Origin of the sequence: Heliomicrobium modesticaldum Ice1 (assembly GCF_000019165.1) — a bacterium.
GTDB classification, from domain to species: domain Bacteria; phylum Bacillota; class Desulfitobacteriia; order Heliobacteriales; family Heliobacteriaceae; genus Heliomicrobium; species Heliomicrobium modesticaldum.
The window spans coordinates 1,535,826-1,559,212 of sequence record NC_010337.2 but is presented as its reverse complement, the minus strand read 5'-3'; the positions used below and the strand labels follow the sequence as shown (position 1 = coordinate 1,559,212).

The 23,387-nt window shown below is 58.0% G+C and carries 17 protein-coding genes and 1 riboswitch; of the genes, 6 read left to right on the top strand and 11 right to left on the bottom strand.

Translation table 11 applies throughout. The annotated features are described in order from the left end of the window. The first annotated feature begins 60 nt into the window (after positions 1-60). The gene (modA, locus tag HM1_RS07025) at positions 61-858 is read left to right on the top strand and encodes a molybdate ABC transporter substrate-binding protein (protein WP_012282634.1); all 798 of its coding nucleotides are present in this window, start codon (positions 61-63) and stop codon (positions 856-858) included. 126 nt (positions 859-984) lie between these two features. Then, on the top strand, positions 985-2,202 hold the full coding sequence (locus tag HM1_RS07020) for a reductive dehalogenase (RefSeq protein ID WP_012282632.1): 1,218 nt from the start codon (positions 985-987) through the stop codon (positions 2,200-2,202). A gap of 44 nt (positions 2,203-2,246) precedes the next feature. Here HM1_RS07020 and HM1_RS07015 read toward each other — a convergent pair whose 3' ends face one another. Further along, the gene (locus HM1_RS07015; RefSeq protein WP_012282631.1) at positions 2,247-3,647 is read right to left on the bottom strand and encodes an alanine/glycine:cation symporter family protein; all 1,401 of its coding nucleotides are present in this window, start codon (positions 3,645-3,647) and stop codon (positions 2,247-2,249) included. A gap of 211 nt (positions 3,648-3,858) precedes the next feature. Next, positions 3,859-3,959, bottom strand: a riboswitch (glycine riboswitch). Between the two features lie 296 nt (positions 3,960-4,255). On the opposite strand from HM1_RS07015, the gene nhaA reads away from it, so the two are divergent. Beyond that, positions 4,256-5,596 (top strand): Na+/H+ antiporter NhaA, encoded by a 1,341-nt coding sequence (nhaA, locus tag HM1_RS07010; RefSeq protein ID WP_012282630.1) that lies wholly within the window; start codon positions 4,256-4,258, stop codon positions 5,594-5,596. 92 nt (positions 5,597-5,688) lie between these two features. Here the strand turns inward: nhaA and HM1_RS07005 are convergent, their stop codons facing one another. Continuing rightward, the gene (locus HM1_RS07005) at positions 5,689-6,369 is read right to left on the bottom strand and encodes a ZIP family metal transporter (RefSeq protein ID WP_012282629.1); all 681 of its coding nucleotides are present in this window, start codon (positions 6,367-6,369) and stop codon (positions 5,689-5,691) included. 288 nt (positions 6,370-6,657) lie between these two features. On the opposite strand from HM1_RS07005, the gene HM1_RS14570 reads away from it, so the two are divergent. Further along, positions 6,658-7,287, top strand: a complete 630-nt coding sequence (locus HM1_RS14570; protein ID WP_012282628.1) for a DUF3793 family protein — start codon at positions 6,658-6,660, stop codon at positions 7,285-7,287. Positions 7,288-7,361: 74 nt separating this feature from the next. On the opposite strand, the gene HM1_RS06995 is transcribed toward HM1_RS14570, so the two are convergent. From HM1_RS06995 to HM1_RS16360, 9 genes are all read right to left on the bottom strand, one after another. Next, positions 7,362-10,481 carry an efflux RND transporter permease subunit gene (locus HM1_RS06995; RefSeq protein WP_012282627.1) on the bottom strand — a complete coding sequence of 1,040 codons (3,120 nt, stop codon included), beginning with the start codon at positions 10,479-10,481 and terminating at the stop codon, positions 7,362-7,364. Positions 10,482-10,493: 12 nt separating this feature from the next. After that, the gene (locus HM1_RS06990) at positions 10,494-11,744 is read right to left on the bottom strand and encodes an efflux RND transporter periplasmic adaptor subunit (RefSeq protein ID WP_041313504.1); all 1,251 of its coding nucleotides are present in this window, start codon (positions 11,742-11,744) and stop codon (positions 10,494-10,496) included. 160 nt (positions 11,745-11,904) lie between these two features. Further along, positions 11,905-12,720 (bottom strand): hypothetical protein, encoded by an 816-nt coding sequence (locus HM1_RS06985; RefSeq protein ID WP_012282623.1) that lies wholly within the window; start codon positions 12,718-12,720, stop codon positions 11,905-11,907. A 412-nt stretch (positions 12,721-13,132) separates the two neighbouring features. Beyond that, the gene (locus tag HM1_RS06980) at positions 13,133-14,578 is read right to left on the bottom strand and encodes a sensor histidine kinase (protein ID WP_012282622.1); all 1,446 of its coding nucleotides are present in this window, start codon (positions 14,576-14,578) and stop codon (positions 13,133-13,135) included. 2 nt (positions 14,579-14,580) lie between these two features. Further along, positions 14,581-15,252: a response regulator transcription factor gene (locus HM1_RS06975; RefSeq protein ID WP_012282621.1), complete on the bottom strand. Its 672-nt coding sequence runs from the start codon at positions 15,250-15,252 to the stop codon at positions 14,581-14,583. 299 nt (positions 15,253-15,551) lie between these two features. Continuing rightward, the gene (locus tag HM1_RS15930; protein WP_012282619.1) at positions 15,552-18,572 is read right to left on the bottom strand and encodes a DEAD/DEAH box helicase; all 3,021 of its coding nucleotides are present in this window, start codon (positions 18,570-18,572) and stop codon (positions 15,552-15,554) included. A gap of 80 nt (positions 18,573-18,652) precedes the next feature. Beyond that, a complete protein-coding gene (locus HM1_RS06960) occupies positions 18,653-19,945 on the bottom strand; it encodes a hypothetical protein (protein WP_012282617.1) in 1,293 nt (430 codons plus the stop codon). Between the two features lie 141 nt (positions 19,946-20,086). After that, positions 20,087-20,635, bottom strand: coding sequence for an NADH peroxidase (locus HM1_RS06955; RefSeq protein WP_012282616.1), 549 nt, complete (start codon positions 20,633-20,635; stop codon positions 20,087-20,089). A 90-nt stretch (positions 20,636-20,725) separates the two neighbouring features. Beyond that, a complete protein-coding gene (locus tag HM1_RS16360) occupies positions 20,726-20,860 on the bottom strand; it encodes a hypothetical protein (RefSeq protein ID WP_012282615.1) in 135 nt (44 codons plus the stop codon). Between the two features lie 128 nt (positions 20,861-20,988). Here HM1_RS16360 and HM1_RS06950 point away from each other — a divergent pair, with 128 nt between their 5' ends. After that, positions 20,989-21,921, top strand: a complete 933-nt coding sequence (locus HM1_RS06950; RefSeq protein ID WP_012282614.1) for a LysR family transcriptional regulator — start codon at positions 20,989-20,991, stop codon at positions 21,919-21,921. Between the two features lie 188 nt (positions 21,922-22,109). Further along, the gene (locus HM1_RS06945) at positions 22,110-23,366 is read left to right on the top strand and encodes an NAD(P)/FAD-dependent oxidoreductase (RefSeq protein WP_012282613.1); all 1,257 of its coding nucleotides are present in this window, start codon (positions 22,110-22,112) and stop codon (positions 23,364-23,366) included. Positions 23,367-23,387: the final 21 nt, after the last annotated feature.

Here is a 23,387-nt window from a genome sequence, read left to right as displayed (position 1 = left end):
GCCCCACTGGCGGAGCTTTTACTGTGACAATACCCAATGAGCGCAGAGGAGGCGCAGGACTTGAGACATAGAAAATGGCTGTCCCGTTTAACGCTGCTCACTTTTTTGGCAGCAACCCTGTTGTCAGGGTGCAATTCTCCGCCGCCGTCTAAGGACAGGGCTTCCCCCATCAACCTGACGGTCTCCGCCGCGTCCAGCCTGAAGGACGCCCTGATGGAGATCAGCGATCTCTATGCCAAAGAAAAGACGGGCGTCGCCATCACCTATAACTTCGGCCCATCCGGTTCCCTGCAGCAACAGATCGAGCGAGGCGCGCCGGCGGACATCTTCATCTCCGCAGCACCCACACAGATGGATGATCTGCAAGCCAAGAACCTCATCGACAGAACCACCCGCAAGAACCTGCTGAAAAACAAGGTGGTCCTGGTGGCCCCCAAGGATTCCTCCATCACCGCCTTTTCCGATCTGGCAGGAGACAAAGTGAAAAAACTGGCCATCGGCGAACCTCAGAGCATGCCCGCCGGCAGGTACGCTCAGGAGGTATTGACAACACTGGCCCTGGCTGACGCCGTGAAAGACAAGGTGGTCTTTGCCAAAGATGTCCGTCAAGTGCTGACTTATGTGGAAACGGGCAATACGGAAGCCGGCATCGTCTATGAGACCGACGCCAAGACCTCCGACAAGGTCAAGATCGTCACTCAGGCACCGGAAGGTTCCCATTCGCCGGTCCTCTACCCGGGAGCAGTGTTGAAAGAGAGCAAGAACGCCACGGACGCCGAGGAGTTTTTGACGTACCTTGAAGGGCCTGCTGCGAAGGTTGTCTTTGAAAAATACGGTTTCACCGTGCTGAACAAGTAGCCGAGTGTCGCCCAATGTGCAAATTCCCTTTCGGGACAAGCAGGAATCTGGTGTTTTCGTCGAAAGATTGACCTATGTCACATCTTTTTTGCGTCAGACAACTTTTTTGCTGAGGGGGAGCAGGCAATGATTCCGAGAGAGCGCCATCACCGCAAAGACCCCGCTCACCGCATCGACGCAAGCCGTTACCGGCGTTTTTCCGTGGAAGACCAAGCCTTTGTCACCGTGGGCATGCAAGACACAGGCAAGAAAGGCATTCTGCACTTCACGGAGAAGATGTTTGCCAGCATGATGGCGAATATCTACAGCGATGTCCCAGGAAAGAGCCGGCTGGACTACGCCGCCGACCTGGGCGCCAACGCGCTCAATCTGATCCTGGGCGCTTACGGCTTTCCGAACAGCCGGTTTTTAAACTGGAAACCCCTCTTCATTCCCGAAGCGCTCCATCGCGATAAATGGGAGGCCAGCACCGGCGACATGACGCGAGTCGTGAAGGCGCAGGCACGCCTGTACGGCGCCGACTTGGTTGGGGTGGCTCGGCTGGATCCGAAGTGGGTCTATGCGAAAGACCTGGAGAAACCTTTCGTCTTCGAGGATGTCGACGAACCTTCCGAAGAAAGGGACCGCTTCGTCATTCCCGCCTCCGTGCAGACAGCCATCGTGATTGCCCTGGCGATGAACCGGGAGCTGATCGAAGAGTCCCCGGCCACAGCCGGCAGCACCGCCGCCTCGTTGGGTTATTCACGCATGGCTATCACCGCCGTATCGCTGGCGGAGTTTATCCGTTCCCTCGGCTATAGGGCCATCCCCTGCATGAACGACACAGCGTTGAGCATCCCCTTGGCCATCGACGCCGGGCTCGGCGAACTGGGCCGGCACGGTTTGTTGATCACGCCGGAATTCGGCTCCAATGTGCGGCTGTGCAAGGTCTTGACGAATATGCCCCTCCTAGCCGATTCTCCTGTCGATTTCGGCATCGCCCGTTTTTGCCGCAACTGTCTGGCCTGTGCGGACCATTGCCCGTCGAGGTCGATCAGCACTGGCGAACCGTCCTTCGAGGTCGCTTGCGCCAACAACAACCCCGGAGTGGAAAAGTGGACCATCGACGCAGAATCCTGCTTGCGCTTCTGGCAGGAGAACGGTCACAGTTGCGCCAACTGCATCGCCGTCTGCCCTTTCACAGCCGGATTTGACTTCACCCACTGCCTCGATTGTATCGACTGTGATTCGGGGGGGTGCGGGCTCCAGGAGATCAGCTATCTGCGGAAAAAACACGGCTATCCGACGAGGGGCAACGATGACGCCCTTGCCGTCAATAATCCACTCACCCGGCAAGGGCTTTGACCTTTCTGATCTTTATCATTCCGCGGTGTCAGCGACCGCGGATTCTATTTCTCAGCTACCCGTTGTTTCAATGGGCCTTGCCCCCGATTGACCTGCCCTTTCTCCTGCGCGTGCAGGTGATTCAGGTAGCGCTTCGTCTCGGCGATGACGACGCCGGAGAGGCCGAGCAGGGCGATCAGGTTGGGGATGGCCATGAGGCCGTTGACGATGTCAGCGAGGAGCCAGATGGCTTCTAGCTTCAGGAAGGCGCCGGCGGCGACAAGGATGATGAAGATGACCCGGTAGGGCATGATCCCCTTGACGCCGAAGAGGTACTCGCAACAGCGCTCGCCGTAATAGTTCCAGCCGAGGATGGTGGTGAAGGCGAAGAGGACCAGCCCCAGCGTCAGCATGACCTTGCCGAGGAGAGGGAAGCCGGCGACAAAGGCGGCTTGGGTCATGGCCGATCCAGCCAGGTCGCCCGACCAGGCGCCGGTGACGATGAGCACCAGACCGGTCATGGTGCAGATGATGATCGTGTCGATGAAGGTACCTGTCATAGAGATGAGGCCCTGTTCAGCCGGCCATTTGGTCTTCGCGGCTGCAGCGGCGATGGGGGCGCTGCCGAGGCCCGATTCGTTGGAGAAAACGCCTCGGGCGACGCCGTTGCGGATCGCCATCATCACCGTGGCGCCCAAGAAGCCGCCGGTAGCGGCCGAGCCGGTGAATGCGCTGCTGATGACCAGTTGGATGGCCTGGGGCAGTCGATCGGCGTAGATGACAAGGACGCCGATGCTGATGAGGATGTAGAAGATCGCCATAAAGGGGACAATCTTTTCAGAGACCTTGGCGATGCTTTTTAAACCACCTAAGGTGATCAGCGCCACAAGCAGAGTGATGACGGCGGCCGTGACCGGGATGGGGATGCCCAGGCCCGACGCTGTGATTGTGACGATGGCATTGACCTGAGGGAAGGTGCCGATGCCGAAAAAGGCGACGAGAACGCCGCTGGCGGCAAACATGATGGCAAGCGGTTTGTACTTGGCGCCGAGGCCGTTGACGATGTAGTACATGGGACCGCCGGAGATCTGCCCGTTGGCGTCGACGGAACGATACTTGACGGCCAGGAGGCCTTCGGCGTATTTCGTCGCCATGCCGAAGAAGGCGGCCACCCACATCCAGAAGAGGGCGCCCGGTCCGCCGGCCTTGATGGCGGTGGCCACGCCGACGATGTTCCCCGTACCGACGGTGGCGGCGAGGGCCGTGCAGAGGGCGCCGAAGCTGTTCACATCGCCGTCGCCGTCATTTTTGGCGGTGAAGATCAAGCGAAGCGCCAGAGGCAGGCAGGTGACCTGCAGGAGGCCGAGCCGGATGGTCAGGAAGATGCCGGTGCCGACGAGCAGGATGAGCAAGGGGGGGCCCCAAACGAGGCTGTCGATCTGGTCCAGCAGTCTGATGAGGTCCATGGCGGTCAACTCCTTGTTTGTGTTGAGAAAACGAAAAAAAGCCAAATCGATGATTTGACTCTGAAGAGCGGACCGAGAAAAAACCACAGCAAAAAGGGAGCAGCCCCAGGGCGAGCATTTCGCCCATGCTGCCTTGGACCCACCCTCATCAGCGTCGGACCTGCTTCTGTGGGCACTCCGCATCATCGGCGGTCGCTTGGCCGTTTCTTCTCGCACTTGCTCTGTCCTTTTGCCTGAGAGATTTAACGGTAAAGTCTGACCGCTTTGCCCCTTCGGCGCCCTGTCTGGCAGGGTCTCTCCAGAGTTTCGTCCGCTTGCGGTTCTCCTTGTGTGACAAGGGCCTGAGAGTGTGACTCCTTCGGCGGGTCCGGCGACCGCTCTCCCGTAAGCTTCATCCGAATCGGTATGTGGTTTTTACGTTGGCATTATACGACCAAAGCGAAAGGTTGCGCAATGGGCAAGTGAAAAGTTCGATTATTCAGAACCGCTATGCTTGCCCCGGCTGTACGCGACAGTCCTTCTCATGACAAGCAGGGCATGCTATTGTAGGATCAGAGTGCGCCCTTTTCCTTTGCAGAGGAAATACAATAATAACCTGGGAGGTAAAAATGAGAGAAAAAGCATTGCGTTTTATCAAGGAGACGATCAAACGACCTGTCGAGGCGTTCATCCAGACAGAAACATCGAGCAGCATCATCCTGCTCGTCTGTACAGCCCTGGCGCTGCTTATCGCCAATTCGCCCTGGCGACCGCTCTATGAGGCTTTTTTCGCCCAACCCTTCACCATCGGTCTGCCGGGATTCGGTCTCTCGAAAGCGATGATCCTGTGGATCAACGATGGACTGATGGCCATCTTCTTTTTTGTGGTAGGCCTCGAGATCAAAAGGGAGATCCTGGAGGGGGAACTCTCGTCGTTGAAAAAAGCCAGCCTTCCCATCGTCGCCGCCATCGGCGGGATGGTTGCTCCGGCTGTTATCTATATCCTGTTCAACTTGAACTTGCCGAGCGCCGGCGGCTGGGGCATACCTATGGCCACCGATATCGCCTTCGCCCTAGGCGCCCTGTCCTTGTTGGGACCGCAGGTTCCCTTAGCCCTGAAAATCCTCCTCATCGCCATTGCTATCGTCGACGATCTGGGCGCGGTGCTTGTCATCGCCTTTTTCTATACAGAAACGCTCCAGCTCAGCTACCTTGCCCTTGCGGCTGTCGTTGGCGCCGCACTCATCCTGCTCAACACCAGCGGCGTCCGCAAGATCACGCCCTATATCCTCCTTGGCCTCATCTTGTGGGTCGCCTTTCTCAAGTCGGGGATCCACGCCACCATCGCCGGCGTCCTGCTGGCCTTGACCATTCCCATGCGGACCATCATCGACACGGAAGAGTTTGCTGAACGGGTCGAAGAAACCATTCAGGGCTTTCATGATCAAGGGAAATCGGGAGACACCGTCGTCACCGAGGAGGTGCACAGCCTGATCGCTCAATTGAACCACCTCGCCGATCGGGCCACATCTCCCCTGCACCGGTTAGAGCATGCGCTCCATCCCTGGGTGGGCTTCTTGATCATGCCGCTCTTCGCCTTCGCTAACGCCGGCGTACCCCTTGATGACCTGTCCGGCCTGACCACTCCGGTCAGCCTGGGGATCCTGATCGGTCTCATCGCCGGCAAACAGGTGGGTGTGACGCTCTTTTCCTGGCTGGCTATCCGCCTTGGCCTGGCCTCTCTGCCGGAAGGCATGACCTTCATCCAGTTATACGGCCTCTCCTGGCTGGCCGGCATCGGTTTTACCATGTCCCTCTTCATCTCCGGCTTGGCCTTCCCGGAGGCGCCGGAACTGCTGAATCAAGCGAAAGTCGCCATCCTCCTGGCTTCAGTCGCCGCCGGCACTGCCGGATTCTTTCTGTTGAAAACTTTTCTGCCTGAAGCGCCTTCCGTAAAACTTCATGAATAGCAGCGGCATAGATGGGCGCACCCGGTTGCCTTTTGACCAGGTTGTGAAAACCCGGCGCAGCCTGACTGACGCCGGCAACCGTCTGCCCCTCTTTATCCCAGCGCTGTCGCCAACCCCATCATGACGATCACACCGGTCAGAAAGGCGAAAGTCGCCTGTTCCTCAAAACCATGGCCATGGGTATCGGGGATCAACTCCCGAAAGGTGACGTAGAGCATAGCGCCGGCAGCAAAACCGAGGGCGACGGGCAAAAGGCCCTGCACCTGCTCCACCAGGACATAGCCGGAGAGGGCGAACAAAGGCTCCACCATGGCGGCGGCGAAGACGAAGGAGAGGGCTTTCCAGCGGTTGACGCCCTGTTCCAGCAGCGGAGCGACGATGACCAACCCTTCCGGCACGTTCTGCAAGCCGATGGTCAGCGCCATCAAGAGGCCCAGTTTGTCCCCATCGGCATAACCGACACCGACGACGAGACCCTCGGGAACGTTGTGCAGGGCGATGGCCGCAAAGGTCAACCAAGCCAACCGTCCGCCTTCCGGCAAGAAACGGAGCAGGACAAAGAGGAGTCCGGCGCCGATGACCATCCCGGGGGCTACCAACCAGAAGTCCGGCGTCTGCTGCAACAAGGCGAAAGCCGCCGTCACCATCATGCCCGCCGCCAATCCCAGCAGGATGTCCCGCAACCGGTGTGTGACGGTGATAAAGAAAAAAGGCACCGCCCCAAGCACCGTCATCATCGCAGCCGCCAAGGCCGGCAGCAACACCTCTGACATAAGGACCGACTCCTCTGATCACAGATATTTGCTCAAAAACCCCCTCGCGGCGAGGGGGTTTTTCCATTGTCCATATGTTGCGGTTCGTCAAACTCTCCTCACTATCGATTATAAATGAATGCGCCTATTTCCACAATTCCGACCTCCACATCATGTCTAAGCGGTTTCGACCGAAATCACGATGGCGGCTAGAAAAAAATACTTGAAACTGAAAATCATTTTCATGTAGAATAGCGGTACCAGCACTTTTTTGGATCGCGATCATGCCGTTCTTGGGAGGGATTGCTCATGGGATCGTTTTTTGGTCTATGGAAAGACAGCCTGGCGGAGAAAGACATCCGCCAGGCGCGATTTGAGAAATGGCTCTTTGTCAACCTCTCCAGAGTCCTCTTTGCAGGAAAGGCCGGCGAGTTTATCCGCTTTCAAGAGCCCTTCTTCGGAAAAAACATCGCCTCGACGCTGAAGGAAGCCCGGCGACTGGCGCGCGATTGGGGTGTGGAAATGTTCCTGCTCAAACGCTGCGAGAAGTGCGCTTGGGTGCTCTTTTACCGTGAGCCGCAAGTCCGGGCAACGTTGAAGCGCTTCGGCCGTCTGCGTCAATACCGGAACAAGCGACTCCCCTGGCCCCTGGATGTACAGCCGTTTCTTTTCCACTTGAGAGAGCGATGGTGCAAGGGCGGCCAACTCCCGCACGAGATCGGCCTCGCCCTCGGCTACCCGCTCAAGGATGTGCTCGGCTTTCTCGGCCTGTCTCCGCTACCCAAGCAACATGTCTGCGAGTGGTGCATCTACGGCGATGTGGTGCCGTCCTTGCGGCTGAAGGAGCGCTTTGACCGGGCGAACCAATTGGCCCTCGACTTTGTCGAATCGAACCGCTTGGAACTGATTCGTGATGAGGTGTGCCGGATTTCGGCTTAAGCCGCAACAACTGGCGTACAATCTCCATTGACGATGCCGGGATATTCGATCTGTCGTTCCAGTGGCACCCTTGCTCAGGCCCCTCCTACCGCCTTCTCCCCGCCCCGCTTCTTGAACAACCCTGTCCATCCGCCGGTGGAGAACTTGTCTTTCCAACGGTGCATGGCGATGAAGATGATCGGGATGATGATCAGGGTGAAGAAGGTGGAACTGAGCAGGCCGCCGATGAGCACCCAGGCCATGCCGACACGGTTTTCAGCGCCTTCGGCGATGGCTAAGGCCGTGGGCAGCATGCCGAAGACCATGGTCATCGTCGTCATGACGATCGGCCGCAAGCGCGTCTTACCAGCCTCGATGATCGCTTCGCGCGGCTTGAATCCCCGATCCATGAGGGTCAAGGCGTAGTCAAGGAGCAGCGTGCCGTTTTTGGCCACCAGGCCGTCCATCATGATGATGCCCATCATGGAAAAGAGGTTGAGGCTGTTCTTCGTCAAGGCCAGCGCCACGACAGCGCCGATAAAGCCGAGGGGCAGCGAGAACATGCGGATAAAGGGCGTCAGGAAGGATTCATAGAGCACGACGAGCACCATGTAGACCAGGATCAGCGACAGCCCTAAGGCGCTCAGCATCTGGCTGAAGGTGTCGTTCATGTTCTGGGCCTGGCCGGCCATCTTGATCGAGTAGAGGGGGTCGAAGTGGCGGGCCTTGATCTTCTGCTGCACCTCGCTGATGAACTCCTGCAGCGGACGGTCGTTTAAGTTGCAGGAGATGGTGATGGCCCGCTGCTTGTCGACGCGGCGGATGGATCGCGGTCCTGTACCCTCTTTAAACTCGACCAGGTTGCTGATGGCGATGTTCTGGCCGCCGACGGTGACAGGGATGCTCTTCAGATCCTGGTTGCTTAACTTGTCACCGTCTTTAAAGCGGACATTGATTTCGAGCTCATCGCCGTCTTTGCGGTAGACGCCGGCGGTGCTGCCGCTGACGCCAGTCTGCAAGGCTGTGGCAATATCGTTCAGAGAAGCGCCATAGTACTTGGCCTGCTCCCGGTTGATGACGGTCTGGATCTCCGGCTGGCCGAGGCGCCAACTGCTGTTGACATCCTTCGACCCCGGTGTGTTGCGCAGGATGTCCATGACCTCCTCGGAGATGGACAGCAGTTTGTCCTGATCCGCTCCGAGGATCTCGATCTGCACGTTGCCGCCGCCGGCGCCGCGCGGGCCGCCGCCACCGGGTAGACCGGCGATGGAGGCCGTCGCTTCACTCACCCGGACGACGCCAGGGGGGAAGTTCTGCTTGCTCCAGTTGCGCACGTCATCGGCGATCTCCCAGACGGTCCGCTTTCGGTCTTTCTTGTTCCGAAGCTTCACCTGAACGCTTCCCTGGTTGCCGCTGATGCGCGATTGGACCTTATCAACTTCCGGGATCGTTTGGCAGAACTGCTCGACCTTAAGGGTCTCTTTGTCGGTCAACGCAAAGGGCGTGCCGATGGGCATTTCGACGGTGACGCTGAAGCTGCCTTCATCGGTCTTCGGCAGGAACTCGGCGCCGACGACCTGAAAGGGGTAGATTAGGCTTATGGAGGCGATAAAAAGCGCCAAGCCGCCGGCGAGGACTTTTTGGGGATGGGCCAGGGCGCCATGGAGGAGCACCGCATAGAGGTTCCTGACCCGTCCCCCAAACCGGTCGACGCGCTCCCAGATGGGGTGGTGCTTTTCTTCGAATCCCTTTTTATAGAGCCGCGAAGAAAGCATCGGCGTGACCGTGAAGGAGACGAACAGGGAAAAGAGGGTGGCGAAGACGATGGTCAGACCGAACTGGCGGAAAAACTGCCCCACCATCCCCTCCATGAAGGCGATGGGCAGGAAGACGACGACATCGCAAAGGGTGATAGCGATGGCGGCCATGCCGATCTCGCCCCGTCCATCCCGCGCCGCCGTCCTGGCATCTTTGCCCATGGTCAGGTGCCGGTGGATGTTCTCCAAGACGACGATCGAATCGTCAACCAGAATACCGATACAGAGCGCCATACCCATGAGGGACATCATGTTGAACGTAAAGTCGAAGAGGTACATGACGAAGATAACGGAGATGAGCGATGTGGGAATGGCGATCAGCACTGTCACCATGGATCGCCATTCCTTCAGGAAGAAGAACAGGGCGAAGGCCGTCGTCACGATCCCTTCGAAGATGCTCATCTGCGTATTGTTCAAAGCCTTCTGAACATAGTCGGAAGCGTCGTTGGCCACGTAGATGGTGACACCGGGAAGTTCCTTACGCAGTTTCTCGATCTCGGCGTTGAGGCCTTTGCCCACATCGACGACGCTGCTGTCGCTCTGCTTGAAGATCTCGATGCCCACCGATTCCTCGCCGTTGAGGCGGGTCATGTTGCGGACTTCTTTGATTTGTTCTTTGACGGTGGCAACGTTTTTCAAAGGGACGGCGGCGCCGTCGCCGCTGGGGATGGCCAGGTTCTCGATCTCTTTGACACTCTGGTACTCGCCCAACAGCCGCAGGTCGTAATCACGCTGGCGATAGAGCTTACCTACCGGTTTGTTGGCGTTTTCTGACTTAATCTTATTGACGATGGAATTTAAAGAGACGTTGAAGACGGTCAACTTCTTGGGGTCAACCTCGACGGCGATCTCCTTCTGCCGCCCACCGTAAACCTCGATCTCGGAGACGCCCTGGACGCGCTTGAGGCGCTCCTGAATCATCTCGTCGGCCAATTTATAGGTTTCCAGTTTGGACAGGCCATCGCTGCTGACGCTCAAGGTCATGATCGCCTGGGCATTGATGTCCCGCTTGATGACGACCGGGTCGTTCGCCTCATCGGGAAGGCGGCCTTTGACGGCGTCCACCTTCTTGGTCACGTCCAGGACAGCCTGATCGGGATCGGCCGACAGGTCGAACTCGAGGATGACAAAACCGGAGCCCGCGTTGGCCATGGCGGTCAGTTTCTTTAACTTGGAGACAGAGGAGACGGCCTCCTCCAACGGTTCGATGACCTGCTTTTCCACGTCTTCGGCGGCGGCACCGGGATAGCTCACCTGCACCGTCACGAAGGGCGTGTTCATGGCCGGCAACAGTTCCACGCCGATGCGGTTGAAGCTGTACAGCCCCAGCACCACAAAAAACAGGACGATCATGCTGATGCCGGCAGGCCGTTTTATAGAAAAGTCCGTTAGATTCATGCCTTCGCCACCCTACCGGTTCGTAATGTAAGGCGCATCCTGCGATTGCCCTTGACGCGGCGCCTTCTGGGAACCTCCAGCTGCTCTTTCCTGCGGCTTGGCCTGTTCCTCACGGACAGCCATGCCGTCGCGCAGTGCCTGCAGACCTGTGGTGATCACTTTTTCGCCCTCGGCCACCCCTTCGGTCACCTGGGTGATCCCCTCGTCTACCTTGCCGACAGAGACCTTGCGCTCGACAGCCTTGTCCCCGTCAAGTATGTACACAACCTTCTGCCCGTTCCGCTCCACAACTGCGTCAGAGGGGACAGTGAGGGCATTCTCCAGTCGCTGCGTCGTCACAAGGATCTCCGCATACATGCCTGCCTTCAGCAGGTCATCAGTGTTGTCGACAGACACCCAGACTGGGTATGTTTTGGTCTTGGCGTCGGCGGAGGGGCTGATCTTGGTCACCTTTCCCTTGAACGGTTTGGGCGATGCTGCGGGAACCCGCACATCTACATCCAAGCCCGGCTTAAATTGATTGATGTCGCCTTCGCTCACACCGGCGTTGATCTGAACGGTCTGCATATTGATGACGACAAAAGGCGCCGTACTGGCTGAAAGGGATTCACCGACGTTGACGTTCTTGCTGGCGATGATACCGGAGATCGGAGAAACGACACAGCTGTTCTCCAGCTCCACTTCGTTTTGTCGAATGGCCGCCTTGTTTTGTTCCACACTGGCCTGGGCAGACGCCACAGAAGCGGCGTTCATGTCATAGTCTTTTTTGATCGAATCATAGTTCGTCTGGGCGGCGTCGTACAGGGCCTGGGAAAGGGCACCCGCTTCAAAGAGCATCTTCTGCCGTTCCAGGTTGCGCTTGGCTTCATCCAACTGGATCTGGGTCTTTTCCAACTGCGCCTTGGCGCGCTCCAGGTTGGCTTCGCTGGCGGCCAAGGCCGCTTTGGCCGCATCGAGTTTGGCCAGGATATCGTTGTTTTCCAGTTGGATCAGCCTTGTCCCGGCGCTCACCCGCTGGCCCACATCACCGTAGACGCCGGCCGCCTTCCCTGAGGACTTGGGGACCACATTGACAGATTCAATCGGCTCGATTTTTCCGCTCAATGTCACGGTGCTGGTCAAGGTGGCCCGCTTCACCGGGACCGTTTTGACCGAAGTGACCGCGCCGACAGCCGAGGTCGCTGGCGCGTCCGTCTTCCCGCAGGCCGTTGTCAAAACCATCGTGGTCAAACATAAGGCGAGAACAACCTTTCCTGTCTGCAAGTGATTCACCTCAAGCAATATTCTTGTCTCGCCCCCTTGGGGATGACCGCTAAGAGGAACGAAAATCAAAAAAAGGGAAAAAGCGACCGCAGACGGGAGTCCCGCCTTGTGGCCGCATCGTTCCTTTGATTTCCCCTCGCTTGAAGCGGTAGAGGGGGCGTTATTTCATCCCGTGGCGACCGCCGAAGCCTTTCCGGCCCAGCATGTCATCGATCCGTTTTTCTAGATTGGTTTTGGCTTGCTCGGCTTTTTCCGCCGTCAGTCTGCCGTCGGATACCGCCTTATCAATATCGGCTTGCGACGACTCGATCAACTTGGCTTTCAGGGTTTCCTTGGCGACCCCTTTGGCCTGGGCGACTTCTTCCAGAGACTTGCCGGCTTTCAATTCGGTCATCAGTTCATCCCGGGTCATCTGCAACAGGTCGGCAGCGACTTGGAAGTGACTTGAACCGGCAAAACCGCCAAAAGCCCGGAACCCGACTTTGTCTTTCACCATGTCGCCGAACTTCCAAGCGGCTCTTTCGGCGAACTTATCGGTGTGTTTTTTGTCGACGACGGCTTCGATCTTTTGTTTCATTGTTTCTTTCTTCTGAGCGGCCTCCTCAGCGCTGAGCCTGCCGCAGGCGACGGCTTCGTCCAGGCGGGTCTGGGCGGCGGCGACCATCTTAGCGATCAAGTCTTCCCTAGCGATGCCTTTGGTCTGCGCGATTTCTGCCAGCGTTTTGCCGCTTTGCAGTTCCGTTTTCAAGGCAGCCTCGTCGATGCCGATGATGGCGGCGACGCCTTCAAAGCCACGGGCAAAATCAGGGGCTTTGAAGCCACCCCGGCGGTCCTTTCCAAACTTTTGAAAAAACGGGGGTTTGCTGTTGTCACCAGTCGCCGCCGTATCGGTGGCCGCATAAGCGATGACACCGCCGCAGAGGAGTGCTCCCGCCACGCTGGTGGCGACGAGGGTCTTTTTCCAGGCTCCGTTCATGATAACGCATCTCCTTTTTCCCTCAGTTTCAGTCGAATACCCTCCCTTTTCGTGGGTCTAGCATCGGCTGGTCATGGGACCGGGGGAGGCCTTTCTTGGTTCGATTTCCTTTGACACCTTTACTTTACCAATCGAAGCTGAAATTACGCTGAAAAAATCGGCAACTGTTTTTGTGAACTGCAAAAGGTCTAATGGCTGTGGAATTCCCTATAGTCCCGACTGCGTCGCCCATCCTCTCCTCGATAGATCCTGTCATCCTCTCGAAGCCACTACATTCACTGCGCACTGCCATTGCTGGCGCAAACAGTCCAATCACAAACAGAAACCGCCTCTGCCATCCAAAAAAGATGGGCCGTGGCGGTTTCCTGTGGTCGCAGAAAGGTCTGCTCTGTGCAGCTTGAATGACAACTGTTCAGCGCGGCAACGCCGCCGGCACGATGACAATGAAACTGCTCCCCTTGCCCGGCGCACTTTCCACGCGGATCGTCCCGCCATGGGCTTCGACGATCCAGCGAGCGATGCTAAGGCCGAGGCCGACACCGCCGGCTTGCCGGGAGCGGCCCTTGTCGGCCCGGTAAAAGCGCTCAAAGATGTGTTGCTGGTCCTCGGCGCTGATGCCGATCCCCGTATCCTGAACCTTCACTTGCAGGGTATCGTTATGCCCCCCGCCGGATCGCGCCAGCGAGAGGCTGACCTTGCCGCCTTCCGGCGTGTACTTGACGGCGTTATCCAAGAGGATGCAGAGCAGTTGGGTGATACGCTCCCGATCGACGAAAACGGGAAGCGTCGGTGGTCCCTCCATCTCCATCGTCAATCCCTGCGCCTTCGCCCGGTGTTGGAAGGTGCGAAACAACTGTTCCGCCACAGGGCGGAGGTCGAAAGACTCTCGTTGCAACTCCAGTTTCCCCGAATCGGCGCGGGCCAGGGTGAGCAGGTCGCCAACCAGGCGGGTCATGCGGCCCACCTCATCTTTCATGTCTGCCAGCACCTGCCGGGAAAACTCGGATAAATTGCGGGCATCGTCAGCCTCGATCACATCGATAGACGACTGGAGGATGCTCAAGGGTGTGCGCAGTTCATGGGATGCGTCGGCGACAAACTCGCGCTGACGATGAAAGGAGTGGATGATCGGCACCATGGCTCTTCCGGCCATGTAATAGCCGGCGCCAGCAGCCAACAGCAGAAAGAGGATCGACAAGACGCCTAGGACGAAGAGCAAGCGGTAAAGAACATGGCGGGAATCACTCACATCCATGCCGGCATAGACCACTCCGGCAAACCGGCCGTGGTCGAACACCGGCTGCGCCCCCAGCAGGATGTGCAATTCGCCGCCATCTCCTTCGGAGAAATGAACGTCCCTCGTCTCGAACGCCGCCGGCCTCCACTGCTGCACCGTTTCCATGATCTGCCGACGCAGGGCAGGATATTCATCGACGCTGCGAAGCACCGTTCCCCGCTCGTCAAGCGTGAGCAGAAAGACGAACCGGTTGACGCCGCGCTTCGCTCCCCCGGCGTCATCGTCGAATTTGCCGTCGTCGTTGCCTTTTGCGGCATAGTCGGTATAGCCAGAACCGGCAGCGTCCCGCTCCCCTTCAGCGCCGCCGTGAAGGGGCGCATATCTTCTTTCCCGCTTTTGTTCCACCGTCACATCGTTGGGACCGCGCAGACGAGCCCGTCGCTTCATTTCAGTTAACTGCTGATCGGCGACCCTGGACAGCATCAATTTCATCTCCTGCCGCTCCTCCTGCTGGAGGATGGAGTGCAGCAGGCCGTAGGTGATCCCAGTAAAGGCAACCAGGATGACGATCATCAACGCGGCATACCCCAGGGTCAGGCGCGCGCGGATCCGCGTAAACACGGCTATTCCTCCAGTGTGTAGCCGACGCCCCGAATGTTGTGAATCAACTTAGCGGCGCCGGGGGGTTCGATTTTTTTGCGCAGCAATCGGATGTAGGCGTCCAGGGTGTTGTCGGTCACATCGGCGTCGAGCCCCCAGACCCGCTCCATGATCAGCTCGCGGGGAAGCACCTGTCCCTTGTTCTGCACGAGCAGATCGAGCAAGGCAAACTCTCGACTGGTGAGGGTGATCTCCTTGCCGCCGCGCGTCACCGAGTGGCGGTTGCGGTTTAATAGCAGGTCGGCAACCTGGACGATCTCTTCCTGCAAAGGGATTTTTCCGCGGCGGGAGAGCGCCCGCAGCCGGGCCATCAACTCGGCAGAGGCGAAGGGTTTGACCAGGTAGTCGTCGGCGCCGGCGTCCAGACCCTGGACGCGATCCTCAACAGCGTCCTTGGCCGTCAGCATGAGGATGGGGCATTGCAACCCCTCTTGCCTCAATTGGCGGCAAAGGATCACGCCGTCCATGGCCGGCATCATCCAGTCGAGAACGAGCAAGTCGTAATGGGATGCTTTGGCATAATGATAGGCGTCGTCGCCGCGCTGCACCCAGTCGACATCATGGCCTTCCCTTCTCAGCATGTGGTCGATCAACTTGCCCAGCCGCTGGTCATCTTCGGCCAACAAGATGCGCAAAATAGAATCACCTCGTCACCGTAGCGTTAGATCGCGATGGTTCCCGGTCAGCCAAACCCTGTCGTGCCTGCCGATAGAACTGTTGCCATAACGGCGCCATGCCATCTAGGCTGCGGCAGTTGGGATCCTCCGGCTCAGGGGCTCCTGTTCGGGAAGGCGCGCCAGAGGTTTGCAGCCCCTTCGATGTTGATTTTGACTTGACCGAATTCTTATTCCCCTTTGTTTTTTTGCTCATCGCCATCATCATCCCTTTATCCTTTCCGCTCATCCCGTCTGCCCGATCAGCGACAGGGCTCCGCTCAATCCACCCACTGCCGGCGAAGGGCAAAGATATCCCTCAACTCCGACGTAGACAACTCCGTCAGCCACTGCTCGCCGCCGCCGATGACCTCTTCGCTTAAGCCTTGTTTGCGCTCGATCATCTCGTCGATGCGCTCCTCTAAGGTGCCCAAGGTGATGAACTTGTGAACGTGCACATTGCGGCTCTGGCCGATGCGGTAGGCCCGATCGGTGGCCTGATTCTCTACGGCCGGGTTCCACCAGCGGTCAACATGGAAGACATGATTCGCCGCTGTTAGATTAAGCCCGGTTCCGCCGGCCTTCAAGGACAGGAGAAAGACGCCACAGCCTTTTCCAGGAGATGGATCGCTTTGTTGAAACCGCTCGATCATCTTTTCCCGCTGGCTCGCCGGCGTTCCGCCATGCAAGAAGAGCACCTCTTCGCCAAGGGCCGCTTCGAGGGTCTCTTTCAGCAAATGGCCGGTCTCCACATACTGGGTAAAGACCAGGCAACGTTCGCCCTCTTGGCGCAATTCCTCCACCATCTCTACAAGACGCTCTACTTTGTGGGAGCGCCCGCGCAAAACCGATGCCTTCCCCTCTTTTAAGAGCAGCGTGGGATGATTGCAGAGTTGCTTGAGCTGGGTCAAGGTCGACAAAATCGCTCCTCGGCGAGCGATGCCGGTCGATTCTTCGATTTTCTCCATCGCCGCCTGGAGAACGCTTTCATAGAGCGACGCCTGCTCCGCCGTCAACTGGATATACTCCTTGCTCTCCAGCTTCTCCGGCAGTTCCAGTTCGATGGCCGGATCGCCTTTCTCCCGGCGAAGCAAGAAGGGTCGGACGAGGCGTTGGAGCCGATCGAGGGCATCGGCGTCGTTTTTGCGTTCAATCGACTGGACGAAACGGCGGTTGAATTCCGTCAACCCCCCCAGATAGCCGGGGTTCAAAAAGTCCATGATCGACCACAACTCGGTCAGGCGGTTTTCCATCGGCGTGCCCGTCAAGGCGACCCGATGGCGCGCAGGGAAAACGCGAACCGCCGCTGATTGCTTCGTATAGACGTTCTTGATGTTCTGGGCCTCATCCAGACAGAGGCAGTCCCAAGCTACAGAGGCGATATCCTCTTGGTCCATCTGGGCCAGTGTGTAGGTGGTGATCACCAGGTCCGCCTCTGCGGAAAGATCCCGAAAGGCATCGCCGCGGTAACGGTTGCTTCCGTAATGGATGTGCATCCTAAGCGAAGGGGCAAAACGGGCTAGCTCCTTTTGCCAGTTGCCGATCACCGAGGTGGAACAGACGAGCAGTGACGGCCGCCCAGGCGCTTCTTTTTCCTTCACGTGAAGCAGGTAGGCGATCCACTGGATCGTCTTCCCTAGTCCCATATCGTCGGCCAAGCAGCCACCGAGGCCAAAGCGGCGCAAAAAGAGCAGCCAGGCACTGCCGAGTTGTTGATAGGGCCGCAAGCTCCCTTGAAAAGAGGGCGGCGGCGCCAGCGGCGTCAGCCGCGCCGTTCCGGTCAATTCATCAGCCAGCTGCCGCAGCGGTCCGTCCAGTTCCACCTTAAGGGCAAGGGAAACCTGATCGGTTCCGTCAGTTGTTTCGCCATTCTCGTTCCGCGCTCCGGAAAAATCCGCCCCTTCAGGCGCTTTCGATTCGCCCTGCTCATCGGACAGTTCCTGCCCTTCTTCAGGGGCAAGCCATTGTGCCCAGTCCGAAGGCGGTGTTCCCCAATAGAGTTGCAAAGCCTGTCCGAGCGAGAGTCCCTTTTGCGTCTTTCGTAATGACGCCAGCAGGGGCCGCCATCGCTTAAGGTCAAGGCGGATCCAGCGGTCGCGCACCCGGACCAGTTGACGACCTTTTTCCACAAGGTCGACAAACTCCCTTTCGTCCAGATCGATATCGCCGATAGCCAGTTTCCAATCAAATTGGACAAGCTGATCCAGCCCCAGCAGCGGATCTGCCGCCGACCCGGCGCTTGACCGCGTCTGCACCTTGAGCCGGGCCGACTGGCGCTGGATCTCCTCCCACCAGCGGGGCAAAAAGAGGGAGAAGCCGGCCTCTATCAAGGGGCCGCTCTGCTCGCTTAAAAATGTCCAAGCCGCGTCATCATCGAGCAGCCATTTTCGATTGGCCAAAAAATGCGGCGAAGGATCCGGCTCAGACACCGCTGTTCCGGCAACCAGCACCCGTTCCGGCGCCAACACAGGCGCGATGCGGGCCATCTTGGCCAGATCACGCTCCACTTCGCTCCAGTGCTCCTGCCAGTCAGACGGCAACAACGCCATCGACTCCGGATCAGCCGGATCGAGAGGCAGCCCCGGACTCCCCCCCTGCATCGGTTGCAGCAAGAGCCCCAGAGACCAAAAACCTGCATCGTTTTCAGGCTCAAGGAGGCGCAAGGCTGCCCGCAAGCGGCGCGAAACAGACCACCAGCCGACAGCCTCCAGCCAGTCTCGCTCATCTTCGATCAGCACCGCACCCGAGCGGGTTTTCGCGGCTTGGTCTGCCGCCTCAACAGGGCGGCTTGTCCGATCGCCGCCCTTGGCGGAGCGCTTCACCTTCGTCGCCTCCGCCGCCAGCAAGGGATAGGCCTGCTGCATCTTTAACCAGAGTTCCCGCATTTGGGGCGTCTGCTCGATCAACTCGTCGATGGCCGCTGAAGCCCAATCATCCAGCCAGGCCAGCGACGGGGCCGCTTCCCGCACAGGTTGAACCGCCCCTTCTTCAAGCCGCCAGCCGCTTCGCCCCGATCGCCAAGCTTCATAGTCAGGCCGCCACCACCCCTGGCGCAGCAGTTCCCGCAGCGGTCCCGCCGCTTTCGCTATCTCCGCGCCCTGTCCCTCCCAGCACCACTGGACTTCCGACAGCGCTGTCGAATCGGCGAACAGCTCCAACATCGCCAAAGGCGACACCGTCAGCCCCCACCTATCGTCACGGCGAACCACAGCGATGAAAGCGCCGTGAAATGAAGGTTCATGCCAAGCAAAAAGAGTCCGGCGCAGTTGGAGCGCCCCCGCTTCATACCAACAGTTTATCATGCCTCTCGTTGCAGTTACGAAAAAGTCGGCCGATTCCGGCTGCCAATGGATTTGAACATGTACCTGCGCTTTGCCGCCGCTCATGGCGTGATCAACTTCCCTTTTACCAGTTCTTCCTGAAAAGCCCGCAAGCGCCCATTCTCTTCCAGGATCCGCGCCAAGTAGCGCTCAAAGCGATCATTTTGCTTGAGTTTTTTATAGTGGGCGCGAAGTTTTTTCAGCATTTTTACCGCTTCTTGGTAGGCCGGCCGGTTTTTCTGGGCGATCTGCCGAACGATGGCGTGATGATACAAGGGAAGCATTACGGCCGGATCAACTTTCTCTACCGCTTTCCAATAATGATCCCCCCTATCCAGACGTCCGTGAAGCAGACACAACTCAGCCCACTGCCGGTACCGGCCTACGTTAACCAGCAACTGCCGGTACATATAGTCAGGCACACTGGGGCGCACCGCATCCAGCATCTCATCAACGGCTCCGCAAGGCTCGGCAACCTGCAACCAGAACTTCACCGTCTCCGCCTGTTCGTACTGATCGAGCGGCGCGAAGCACCTCTTTCCCGTCGCTTCAAACCAGCGTAGCCAGGACAAAAGCCGTTCCAATTGGCCCGAAGGCTTCAGACCGTGCAGGTAGAGGAACAGGGCACTCCAATGGACAACAAGCCCCCGGTCTGCCATCCCTTCGATCTCCTGCCGGACGGCATCATCTTCTCGTGCCATAAAGAGAAAGTGAATGCGCAGCAAGGAGAGGGTACATTGGAAGCTCGACTCCTTGACGCCGTGGGGCGCCGTTTTGTGTTGACTGATGGCAGCGATTTCGTCCGCTTCCCGCAGCGCCCAAGGGGTACCGCCGAGCACATTTCCCCAAAAGAGCCGGTAAATGTCCAACCATGGAAAGACCTCATTCTCGGTAAGCCGGATCACCCGGTCCCGCAACAGAGACAAGAAGGCCTTCCCATCACGATCATCGACAGGGGGCCACTCCTGCGCTGTGAAGGCCACTGCCGTAGCCAGAAACACCTTGTCCATATCTTGAAAGTTGAGGTGGTAACGCCAATAGGGACTGTCTTTCACCTTTTGTTCCAATTGGACCAAAAAGCTAAAGGCTCCCCACAATCGAAAAAGCTTTTGGCGCGAAACAGACCAACTCTGGCTCACCTGGTCCAAGGTCCTTCTATACGCTTCATACCCGAGATCGGCAAGTTGATGCAGGGTGTCTTCAAAGGAACGGGGCCAACCGAAACGATCGCGGCGGCTGCTGCGGTCTGCATCCGTGGTTTTTTGAAAGAGGTTGTGAAAAAAAGGCGTCCATGTCTCACTCGGGCTGTCCGCCTTCGGCACGACAACTGTATGGAGAGTATGGGCTCGCACCATGGGGGCACCTCGCATTTCTGTTTTACTGCATAATTGGTATTGCATCCGTTCTTTCTATTTTACCGCAAAACTATTGAAATAAAAAACGGGGTCGGCTCGGTTATACAACCGGCCAAACCCCGTTTTTTGACTCTCGAAGAATTACTTTCCGAAGCAACGATCCAGCAGGCCTTTGAAGGCGGCGCCGTGGCGGGCCTCATCCTTGCACATTTCGTGGACAGTGTCATGGATGGCATCGAGGCCCAGTTCTTTCGCCCGACGGGCCAGGTCGAGTTTGCCCTGGCAGGCGCCGTATTCGGCTTCCACGCGCAGCTCCAGGTTCTTCTTCGTAGAAGGGAAGACGACTTCGCCAAGCAGTTCAGCGAACTTGGCGGCATGTTCCGCTTCTTCAAAGGCGATGCGCTTATAGGCTTCCGCCACTTCAGGGTAGCCCTCCCGGTCAGCCTGACGGCTCATGGCCAGGTACATGCCGACTTCAGTGCATTCGCCGACAAAGTTCATCTTCAGGCCTTCCACCACCTGGGCGTCAACACCGGCGGCGACGCCGATCCGGTGCTCGTCAGCCCACTTCAGTTCGCCGGACCCTTTCTCCTCAAACTTGCCGGAAGGGGCTTTGCAGGTGGGGCAAAACTCAGGAGCGGCATCCCCTTCGTGGACATACCCGCAGATCAGGCAGACAAACTTTTTCATTCCCCTGTTCCTCCTCAACCATATGAATGGGTAATGATTACTAGTTTCGATAGAGATGCGATTTTTCCTTCTTAAAAGCAAAATATTTTTTTAGCGGTTAAAACTGCCGATCGTCTCGTTGAGCTCCCGCGCCAATTCTGACAAGGCATGCATGTTATGCGCCAGTTCCGCCATGGAGGCGGTTTGCTCTTCCGTGCTGGCAGAGATCGATTGAACACCCTCCATGCCATAACAAGACCATTGTATGCAAATAGTAACTGTTTTAGCAATTCCTATTTCGGAAAAAGCGGAGAAGAGGCGGCTCCTATGTTACACTATGGCTGTAGCACGAAGATATGGGAAGGGAAGCGCCTATGTTCGTCAATACCGAGCTCTACCGCGCCTTTTATCTCGTCGCCAGAGAAGGCAGCATCTCGAAAGCGGCGGAGCAGTTGTACATCACCCAGCCGGCCGTGAGCCGCTCGATCCAGCAGTTGGAGGAAAAGCTCGGCTGTGTGCTCTTTTTTCGGACGCCGAAAGGGGTCAAACTGACGAAAGAAGGGGAACTGCTCTTTCCCTACATCGAACAGGCCTTCAACTTCATCGCTGTCGGCGAGAAAACGCTCGCCCAGATCACGGCGTTGGAAAATGGCGAGATCACCATCGCCGCCGGCGACACGATCTGCAAAAACTACCTCCCTCCCCACCTGAAGAGGTTCAAAGAGGCCTACCCGGGCATCCGGATCCATGTGACCAACGAGAACACGCCTTCGACGATCCGGCTGCTGAAAAAGGGGAAGGTGGACATCGGTTTTGTCCATGCCCCTGTCGTCAACGACCCGTCGGCGACAGCGCTTCTGTCCATTCATGAGGTTTTGCAGATCCAGGACTGTTTTGTCGTCGGCGAAAAGTACAAGGAACTGGCGGCAAGGCCGCGATCGCTGGAGGAACTGGCCCGGTACCCCCTGATCCTGCTGGAGAAGGGGAGCAGCTCCCGCATCTACATAGAGAATTTTTTCGCCCAGCACAACATTGAACTGAAACCGGAGTTTGAACTGAGCGACTTTGAACTGCTGATCCGCTTCGCCCAGATCGATTTCGGCGCTGCCTGTGTGATCAAAAACTTTGTCGCCGATGAACTGGCCCGCGGCTCCCTCTACGAGATCCAGCCGCTGACGCCCATCCCGCCGCGCCATGTGGGGGTGGCGCATCTACAGACGATTCCCCTTCGCACCGCCGCCAAAGCGTTCCTGTCTTTTTTGCTGAAAGATGCAAGCAACGCATCCATAAGCCGGCACGGTACCTAGCCATAATTAACAGGCATGCTCTCTATGTCAAATATGCATTATGCTTATGGTTCAGCCTCCACTATAATCATAGCATAGACAAAAGCAGGGGCGATATTGACCAAACCTTCTACAGCTGTCAATATTGCCTTTTCAAATCCCCTGTTTGTGAAGATTTTAATAAATTCGTCTCAGTGGAGGGAACCTGCATGGAAACCAAAAAACCGCGCATCGTCATCCTGGGCGCCGGATACGCCGGCATCTTGACCGCTAGAAGGCTGCAAAAACTCCTGCGCCACGATGAAGCGGAGATCGTCCTTGTGAACAAGCATTCCTACCATTACCTGACCACCTGGCTCCATAAGGCGGCGGCCGGCACCGTCGAGGATGAGCGCATCACCATTGCGATCAAGGATGTGATCGATAGCCGCCGCATCCGTTTCATCAAAGACACCGTGACAGAAGTGGAGACAACGACGCAGCGGGTCATGCTCTGCCACGGCGAACCGCTGGCTTATGATTACCTGGTTCTGGCCCTCGGTTTTGAAAGAGCCGACTTCGGCATCCCCGGGATCAAGGAACATGCCCTTGCCATCTGCAGCATGAACAGCGCCCGCCAGATACGCCTCACCGTCGAAGCCCGCTTCGCCGAATTCGCCAAGCAGAAAGGGCGCGATGGGCAGGAAAAGCTGACCTTTGTCGTCGGCGGCGCCGGTTTTACCGGCATCGAGTTTGCTGCAGAACTGGCGGAACGCATCCCCGCCCTCTGCCGACAGCACGGGATCGACCGGCAGCGCGTCCAGGTGATCAACGTGGAAGGTGCGCCCGCCCTTCTGGGCGGCTTCGCTCCCGCCCTGGCCGAGTACGCAAAAGCCTCCCTGGAAAACATGGGCGTCCAGTTCCGCCTCTCGACCCGGATTCAGTCCGTCGACAGGGACGGCGTCACCTTGCTGACCGAGGCGGGCGAAGAGCGGATCACGCCGGCCACCGTCATCTGGACCGGCGGCGTGCAAGGGAATAGAGTCGTCTGCAACGAAGACTTTGCCGCAGTTCGCGGCCGCATCGCCGCCGAAAAAGACCTGCGCGCCCCCGGCCATGACAATGTCTTCGTCCTCGGCGACTGCTCCGCCGTCATCGACAAGCGCACCGGCCGCCCCTTTCCCCCGACGGCCCAGCTGGCCATCTTGCAGTCGGCAGTCTGCGCCGAAAACCTGGCCACGCTTGTCCGGGGTGGCAGTGACCTGAAAGAGTTCGTCCCCTTCATCAAAGGCGCCGTCGCCTCCCTGGGCAGCCATGACGCCGTCGGCGAGGTCTTCGGCATCGAGCTGCGCGGCAGACTGGCGATGATGATGAAGGCGATCATCGATATCCGGTACATGGCGATGCTAGGAAACTTGCGATTGCTTTTAGGTAAAGGGAAGCTGGCCGCTTATGTGGCGCCGGAAGGCGTTGTAGGGAGTAAGTAGCGGTCTTACGCTACAGGGCGT